At 73.2% G+C, this 7182-nt stretch carries 7 protein-coding genes; 2 read left to right on the forward strand and 5 right to left on the reverse strand.

The window, feature by feature from the left end; all coding sequences use genetic code 11:
• Positions 1–584 precede the first annotated feature (584 nt).
• The 3 genes from JFN87_RS31115 to JFN87_RS31125 form a co-directional block, all read right to left on the reverse strand.
• Complete coding sequence (locus JFN87_RS31115; protein WP_209345551.1) at positions 585–1985, reverse strand: peptidoglycan-binding protein; 1401 nt, start codon at positions 1983–1985, stop codon at positions 585–587.
• Positions 1986–2434: 449 nt separating this feature from the next.
• Positions 2435–3139, reverse strand: a complete 705-nt coding sequence (locus JFN87_RS31120) for a class F sortase (RefSeq protein ID WP_209345553.1) — start codon at positions 3137–3139, stop codon at positions 2435–2437.
• A gap of 10 nt (positions 3140–3149) precedes the next feature.
• Positions 3150–3752: a hypothetical protein gene (locus JFN87_RS31125; RefSeq protein WP_209345555.1), complete on the reverse strand. Its 603-nt coding sequence runs from the start codon at positions 3750–3752 to the stop codon at positions 3150–3152.
• 211 nt (positions 3753–3963) lie between these two features.
• On the opposite strand from JFN87_RS31125, the gene JFN87_RS31130 reads away from it, so the two are divergent.
• A complete protein-coding gene (locus JFN87_RS31130; RefSeq protein WP_209345557.1) occupies positions 3964–4743 on the forward strand; it encodes an HAD-IIA family hydrolase in 780 nt (259 codons plus the stop codon).
• A gap of 104 nt (positions 4744–4847) precedes the next feature.
• Here JFN87_RS31130 and JFN87_RS31135 read toward each other — a convergent pair whose 3' ends face one another.
• Positions 4848–5078 carry a ferredoxin gene (locus JFN87_RS31135; RefSeq protein ID WP_209345559.1) on the reverse strand — a complete coding sequence of 77 codons (231 nt, stop codon included), beginning with the start codon at positions 5076–5078 and terminating at the stop codon, positions 4848–4850.
• A gap of 5 nt (positions 5079–5083) precedes the next feature.
• Positions 5084–6304 carry a cytochrome P450 gene (locus tag JFN87_RS31140; RefSeq protein ID WP_245182640.1) on the reverse strand — a complete coding sequence of 407 codons (1221 nt, stop codon included), beginning with the start codon at positions 6302–6304 and terminating at the stop codon, positions 5084–5086.
• Between the two features lie 200 nt (positions 6305–6504).
• Between JFN87_RS31140 and JFN87_RS31145 the strand changes: the two genes are divergently transcribed.
• Positions 6505–7086 (forward strand): TetR/AcrR family transcriptional regulator, encoded by a 582-nt coding sequence (locus tag JFN87_RS31145; RefSeq protein ID WP_307865665.1) that lies wholly within the window; start codon positions 6505–6507, stop codon positions 7084–7086.
• Positions 7087–7182: the final 96 nt, after the last annotated feature.

Raw genomic sequence — 7182 nt, forward strand, 5'->3', positions numbered from 1 at the left:
CGAGTATGGGGCCGCGGGAGGGCGTCGGCCGCCCCGGCCGGTCCGGCATGCACGACCGCGTCGCCTCCCCCGGCGGGTGCGCCCTCGCCCGCGGCCCCGGCATCCGCTCGCGTACCGGTGTCACCGGTGCCGCCGGGGCACCCGGCCGCGACGGGCCCGGCCCCCGGCAGGGGCCTGGGTGCCCCCGGTGACACGTAGGGGTGGTCCCGCACAGCCGTGCGCGTGCCGAAGGCATCGTCCCGAGTATCGGGCCGCGGGAGGGCGTCGGCCGCCCCGGCCGGTCCGGCATGCACGACCGCGTCGCCTCCCCCGGCGGGTGCGCCCTCGCCCGCGGCCCCGGCATCCGCTCGCGTACCGGTGTCACCGGGGCGCACGGCCGCATCGGGTCCGGCGTACGCGTCCGGCGGAACGTCCGCCTGCGCGTCCGGCGCGGCGCCCGGCAGGCGGGCTGCCTCGGACCGCCCGGCCGGTGAGCCGCCTCCTGACGGCGGCTCAGGCGTGCCGGTCGTCCCTCCGGAGGAGGCCCGCGGCAGCGGGGCGTCGGGGGGCGGGGTCGTCGCTGTCATGGTGTGTGGTCTCCTCCATCATGCGAAAAGTCGTCGCCATGTCTCGCGGCCCGGGTAGCCGTCCGCCGCGCTGCCCGTCCAGCCCTGCGCGCGCTGGAACGCCTGCGTCGCCCTGCGGTCCGCCTCCCCCCACGCCGGGCCGGGGCCCCGCGTGTAGTACCTGCCGAACCCCTTCTTCACGAGCTGCTTGCCGAGCCGCTCCACGTACACGTTGGACTGGCCCGTCCTGAAGTACCGGTCGCCCGGGTACGCGGGCGCCTTCGCGGCCGTGGCCGGGGCGGCGGGGGACGCGGCCGCCCCGGTGTGGGTGGCGGCGGAGGCCGGCGTCGCGTGGGCGGCCGACTTGCGCGCCGGCGGGATGTCCTTGCCGTGCCCCGACGCCAGGAGGTGCCACGTGTCCGGGCCCGGCAGGCCGTCCGCCTCGCTGCCGCGCCACCCCTGCGCACGCTGGAACGCCTGCGTCGCCCTGCGGTCCGCCTCGCCCCAGCGCGGTCCTGGACCGCTCGTGTAGAAGCGCTTGCCGCCTCGCGCCACCAGCATCTTGCCGAGCTGCGTGACGTACGCGTTGTGCGCGCCGGGCCCGAAGCGGGACGCGCCCGGGTACGTGTACGACGCGGTGGCGGCCGCGCCGGCCGCGCCCTCCTCGGTCAGCCCCTTGTAGCGGTACGGCACGTACTTGTCGGAGTTGGTCCAGTACGCCATGGGCGTCACCTGCGACCGCGTGTGCGGCGGTGTCTGCTCGTACGCCAGGTAGGAGTGGTGCGAGGCGTCCGCCCAGCCGCCGAAGATCGTGACGTGCGACCCCTTGTTGGGGTCGGCCGGGTTGTGGAACAGCAGGATGTCCCCCGGCTGGAGGTCGGCGCGCGCGATCTTCACGCCGTACCGCGCGAGGCTGCCCGTCCACTCGTTCTTCGGCAGGTGCCAGGCCATGGAGACGAAGCCGGAGCAGTCCTGCCGGTAGCCGTCGGTCCAGAACTTGGTCATGCTGTACGGCACCTTCGCGGTGACCCATTTCTTCGCCCGGCTGATGATCTCCGCGCGTGTCGTGCTGGGCAGCTCGGCCGATCCGCCGCCCGGCTTGCCGTGCAGCGGGCCGCTGCCGCCCTGCGGCGTCGCCGGGCCCGGCTCCGCGTATCCGGCGGGGACGGGCGAAGCCGCCATCGGCCCGGCATGCCCCGCCGCACCGTTGTGCCCCTGCGCCGCGGCACCGCCCGCGACGTGGGCGGGCGCAGCCGTCGCGGCCGTCATCCCGCAGCCCCAGGCGAGACCGGCCGCCGCGGCGAGCGCCAGCGCACGCCGCCCGCCGGATCCTCCCTGCCGGACGGCGAGGCCGCTTGCCGCCTCGCGCCGCCGCTGCGCGCATCCGGCGCAGGGGCAGTCGAGAGCGGGTTCGTACTCTTCGAAGACCGGGACGGTCATGCGATCCCCTCCACGCGCTGATCAAGTTCGTTCCTGACGTGGTGTCAAGGCGTCAGTGTCTCAACTATCCCTGTACGTCGCATTCTGACCGATCATAGGTAGTAAATACATGTATGCCGGGGTGCGGCGTACGGTGGATGTCGCGATTCACCCGGGAGACAGGCGTAGAGTCCCGGCCGCGAAAAGACGGAGCGCTAAATCGACAATTGCCCGGTACTATGACGGGGACATGACCGCTCGCGAGCTCCCGCGCGGGCATGGGCGCCCTGTCGTGGTGCCCTGCCGTGGCGCGGTCGAGGACCGGTCCGGCCGGCGACCCTCGGGGGGATGGGTCGCCGACCGGACCGGATCGGATCAGGCCGCATCGCAGCGGATCGGATCAAGCAGGACACAGAAACGCCCCCGCCATGGCTACGGCGGGGGCGCGGCGGCGCGCGGTGGCGGTCGGGTCAGCTGTCGGCCGTGTCCGTTCCGCCGCCCACGACCCCCGTCAGGTACGCCGAGACGACGACGTTCGCGGTGTACTCCTGGGACGCGCGGTCGAATGTGCCGCCGCAGGTGATCAGCCGGAGTTCGGCGCGTTTGCGTTGGCTGACGCCGTAGACCTTGTCGGCGTCGAAGTGCTTCCTGCTCACGACCTCCACGTCGTCGACCGTGAACTCGGCGACGGAGCCGTCCGCGCGCGCCACGCGCACCTTCTCGCCGGCCTTCGCCGCGCTGAGCCCGTAGAAGACCGCGGGCTTCGTCTTGGTGTCCACGTGCCCGACGAGGATGGACGTCCCCGCCGCGCCCGGCTGCGTGCCGCCGTCGTACCAGCCGACCGTGCCGGGCGTGGAGAACGGCGGCGGGTCGACCGCGCCCGTCGCGTCGAGGCCGCGGCCGGTGACGGGCGCCGTGATTCCGAGCGACGGAATCTCGACGCGCCGCGGCTTCGACGGGGAGAGGGGCGCGTGCGCGGGCGGCAGGGGCACTCCGAGCGGACGGCCGACGGCCGCGATGTCACCCGTGGCGGGGGCGTGGGCGCCGCCCGCCGTCCCGTCCGCCGTGCCGCGGCCCCAGAGCCAGAGGCCGAGCAGCAGCACGGCCCAGGCGACGCCTGTCGTCAGCTTGCCCGAGCCCCGGCCGGAGCCCGCGGCGTCGTTCCCCTCGGACACGGTGACCGCCTCAGTCCGCTTTCCGCGACGCGGAGACGGCCGCGGCACGTTTGCGCTGAGTGGTCCTGTACGCCACGGTCACCGCCGCCACTCCCGCGAGCACGAGGCCGACGACGGTGTAGGGGGTGCCGGGCCCCGACTGCTCGGCCGGAGCGGCCGCGTCCTTCGCGTCGGCGGCCAGCACCGCCGTGCCGCCTCCGCCCGCGTGCACGGGGGCGTACGGCCTGTGGTGGTCACGGCCCCCGTGGTCGTGGCGGCCGTCCACGACCTGGAAGCGGCCGACATGGCCGTGGTCGTGCCCGTCGCAGCTGACGCTGATGTCGTAGCTGCCCGCCGCCATGAAGGACTTGATGGAGACGTCGCCGTAGAGCGCGTCACCCGACCCGCTGCTGATGGTCACCGCCTGGACGAAGGCGGTGGACGACACGCGCGCCTGGCCGTGCCTGCACCCCTCGACCTTGATCTGCACCTGCCCCTGCGCCGCGATGACGGCGGGGCTGATGGTGGCGGTGACGTTGTCCTGTGCCTGGGCGGCCGTGGCCCCGTAGACCGGAGCCGCGACGAATATGGCGGCCGCACCGGCGGCACGCAGAGCGAGCAATACTGAACGCATGGTGAACCTCCTGTCAGGAAGACTCACCCGCGCGGGGGCTTTCCGCATCCGCAGGGGCCCTTCCGTGTCACCCGTCCGGCCCCGCGGACGCGGCGGTGACCTGCTCGTACCCGGCCCCCGCCGCCCCGGCCGGCGGAGCCCGCGGCCGGCTTCCATGCTTATGGGATGATCGGCGCTGTTGACGGCCGCACACCTGCAGGAGACTGGCCCCATGACGCACCGCAAGCCCATCGCATCCTGGCTCACGGACATGGACGGCGTGCTCATGCACGAAGGTGTCCCCGTGCCGGGCGCCGACGCCTTCATCAAGCGCCTGCGGGAGTCCGAGCGCCCGTTCCTGGTCCTGACGAACAACTCGATCTACACGCCGCGCGACCTGTCGGCGCGGCTCAGCCGGATCGGCCTCGACGTGCCCGCCGAGAACATCTGGACCTCCGCCCTGGCCACCGCGAGGTTCCTGGAGGACCAGCACCCGGGCGGCACCGCATACGTGATCGGTGAGGCCGGGCTGACCACGGCGCTGCACGACACCGGCTACATCCTCACGGACGTGGACCCCGATTTCGTGATCCTCGGCGAAACGCGCACCTACTCGTTCGAGGCGCTGACGAAGGCGATCCGGCTGATCAACAAGGGGGCGCGGTTCATCGCCACGAACCCCGACTCCACCGGGCCCTCCCCCGAGGGCGACCTGCCCGCCACCGGTTCCGTCGCGGCCCTCATCACCAAGGCGACGGGCAAGGAGCCGTACTTCGTCGGCAAGCCGAACCCGCTGATGATGCGCACGGGGCTGAACACCATCGGGGCGCACTCCGAGTCGTCGGCGATGATCGGCGACCGGATGGACACGGACGTCCTGGCCGGTCTCGAGGCCGGCATGGAGACGTTCCTCGTGCTGACGGGGCTGACCCGGCCGGGCGACGTCGAGCGGTACCCGTTCCGTCCCACGCGGGTCGTGGAGTCCATCGCCGACCTCGTCGAGCTGGTCTGAGCGCCGAGGTCCTGAAGCCCTCAGGACATGAGGGCTTCAAGGCCTCGCCGGCATCAGGGTGTAGGCAGCGTCAGGCCCTCGGCTGCGTCAGGCCCTCGGCTGCCTCAGGGCCTCGGCCCGAGCACCTCGCCCGATTCGCCGTCCGTCACCGTGACGGCGGAAGCGGGGCACGAGTCCGCCACGTCGAGCAGCACCTCGTCGGCGTCCGTGTCCGCCGCGCCCTGCACCACGCTCGCCGCCGGGCCCTCCAGCACGAACCGGTCGGGCGCCAGCGCCGCGCACATGCCGGAGCCGACGCACACGTTCTCATCCACCTCGATGTGCCATGCCCCCATCGCGCTCACCACCCCACCGGGAGGACCCGCGGAGCCCGTACGAGCATCTGGCGCTTCCACTCGGGCTCGCCCGCGATCCTGAGCCCCGGCACCTTCGTGACCAGCGCACGCAGCGCCTCCTGCAGCTCCATCCTGGCAAGCTGCGCGCCCAGGCAGTGGTGCACGCCGTGGCCGAAGCCCAGGTGCTGGTTGGCGGGCCGGTCGAACCTCAGCGTCTCGGGTTCGTCGAACCTCGCCGGGTCGCGGTTGGCCGAGCCGAGCGAGACGACCACCGCCTCGCCCCTGCGCACGAGCACCCCGCCGACCTCCACGTCCTCCTTCGCGTACCGCGGGAACGCCGCGCCGGCGCCCAGCGGGATGTACCGCATCAGCTCCTCGACGGCGCCCGGCACCAGCTCGGGGTCGTCGACCAGCCGCTGCCACTCCTCCGGCTGTTCGAGCAGTGTCCAGACGAAGTTGGGGATCTGCGAGGCCGTCGTCTCGTGCCCGGCGACGAGGATCGCCACGCACAGGCTGACCAGCTCCTCCTCGCTGAGGCGGTCCTTCGCGTCCCGGGCCTCGATGAGACCCGACATCAGGTCGTCCCTCGGGTCGGCCCTGCGCTCGGCGACGTATCCGGCGAGGTAGCCGGTCAGCTGGTCCTGGTTCTCCTTGAGTTCGTCCTCGGTGAGCCGGGTCGTGGACAGCAGGGCGTCGCTCCACACCCGGAACTGGCCGCGGTCCGAGGCCGGCACGCCGAGCAGTTCGCAGATGACCTGCACGGGCAGCGGCAGCGCGAAGTTCTCGACGAGGTCGGCGGGCGAGCCGGCCGCGACCATCTCGTCCAGCAGGCCGGACGTCAACTCCCGTACCCACGGGCGCAGTCCCTCCACCTGGTGGCGGGTGAAGGCGCGCGACACGAGGGTGCGCAGCCGGGTGTGGTCCGGTGGGTCCATGGACAGGATGCTCGGCTTGGACCTGGCGGCGTTGTAGCGCGGTTCGTCGTTCTCCAGCGCCATGGCCCGCGAGAACCGCAGATCGCCGAGGACGAAGCGGGCGTCCTCGTAGCGCGTCGCGAGCCACGCCGGCTCGCCGTGCGGCAGCCGGACGCGGACCATCCCGGCGCCCTCGCGGGCGTCCGCGTACGCGGCGTGCAGGCCGAGGCCGTCACCCTGCTCATTGAACGGATACGGGACGGGGGCGGGGAGCGAGAGGGAGGTGGAGGTGGGGGGTGTGGTGCTCGTCAAGGGTCTCTCCCACGGGAACGTGGCCGACGGGGGGTTCCCGGTCGTCACCGGGAGCGCGGTGCGGCCCTGCGCACTCTGCGTGGCCCCGGGTGGACCGAGCATCTTGCAAGCATGCGCTTACAAGCTAGGCAGCCCACTTACCGGCAGTCAAGGACGGCCATGGCCGGGAGGTGGGCGATACGGTGTGTCCAGGAGGACATGTGGCCGGAACCGAACGCCCCGCAGGGCCGAGACCCAGGGACGCGGCGGCGACGCGGAAGGCGCTGCTCGACGCCGCCGCCGAGCTCTTCTTCGAGCGCGGCTTCCAGCGCACCACGGTCCGCGACATCGCCGACCGGGCGGGCGCGAACCAGTCGCTGATCTTCCGCTACTTCGGCTCGAAAGCCGCGGTCTTCGAGGCGGTGGCCGCCCGCCTCGGCCACGAGCAGCTTGAACGCACGCCGGCCGAGCGGCTGCTGGACACCACACTGCGCAGCATGCTGCGGGACGAGCCGGGCAGGCGCCGCGACCACACGATGGTGACGTTCCTGCGCTCGCTGGGCACGGACGGGCCGGCGGCGGACATCGCGGAGCAGCTCGGCGACGACTACGCGTCGGCGCTCGCCACTCTCACCGACGCGCCGAACGCCCGTCTGCGCGCCCAGCTGGTCCTGGCGTGGCTGATCGGCATCGGCCTCGTACGTGACGTCAGCCGAAGCGAGCCGCTCTCGGGCGCGGACGCGGACGAGGTGGCCGGCCTGTTCCTCACGGCGGCGCGCACGCTGCTCGAAGGCACGCGCTGACGGGCGTGCCTGACGGGCCCGCCTGACGGGCGCGTGACTGACGGGCGCGGGCCGGTGAGGCGCCCGCGGCGGGCGCCTGGCGGCGCGCCGGGCGGG

Origin of the sequence: Streptomyces montanisoli (assembly GCF_017813245.1) — a bacterium.
In the GTDB taxonomy this organism is placed as follows: domain Bacteria; phylum Actinomycetota; class Actinomycetes; order Streptomycetales; family Streptomycetaceae; genus Streptomyces; species Streptomyces montanisoli.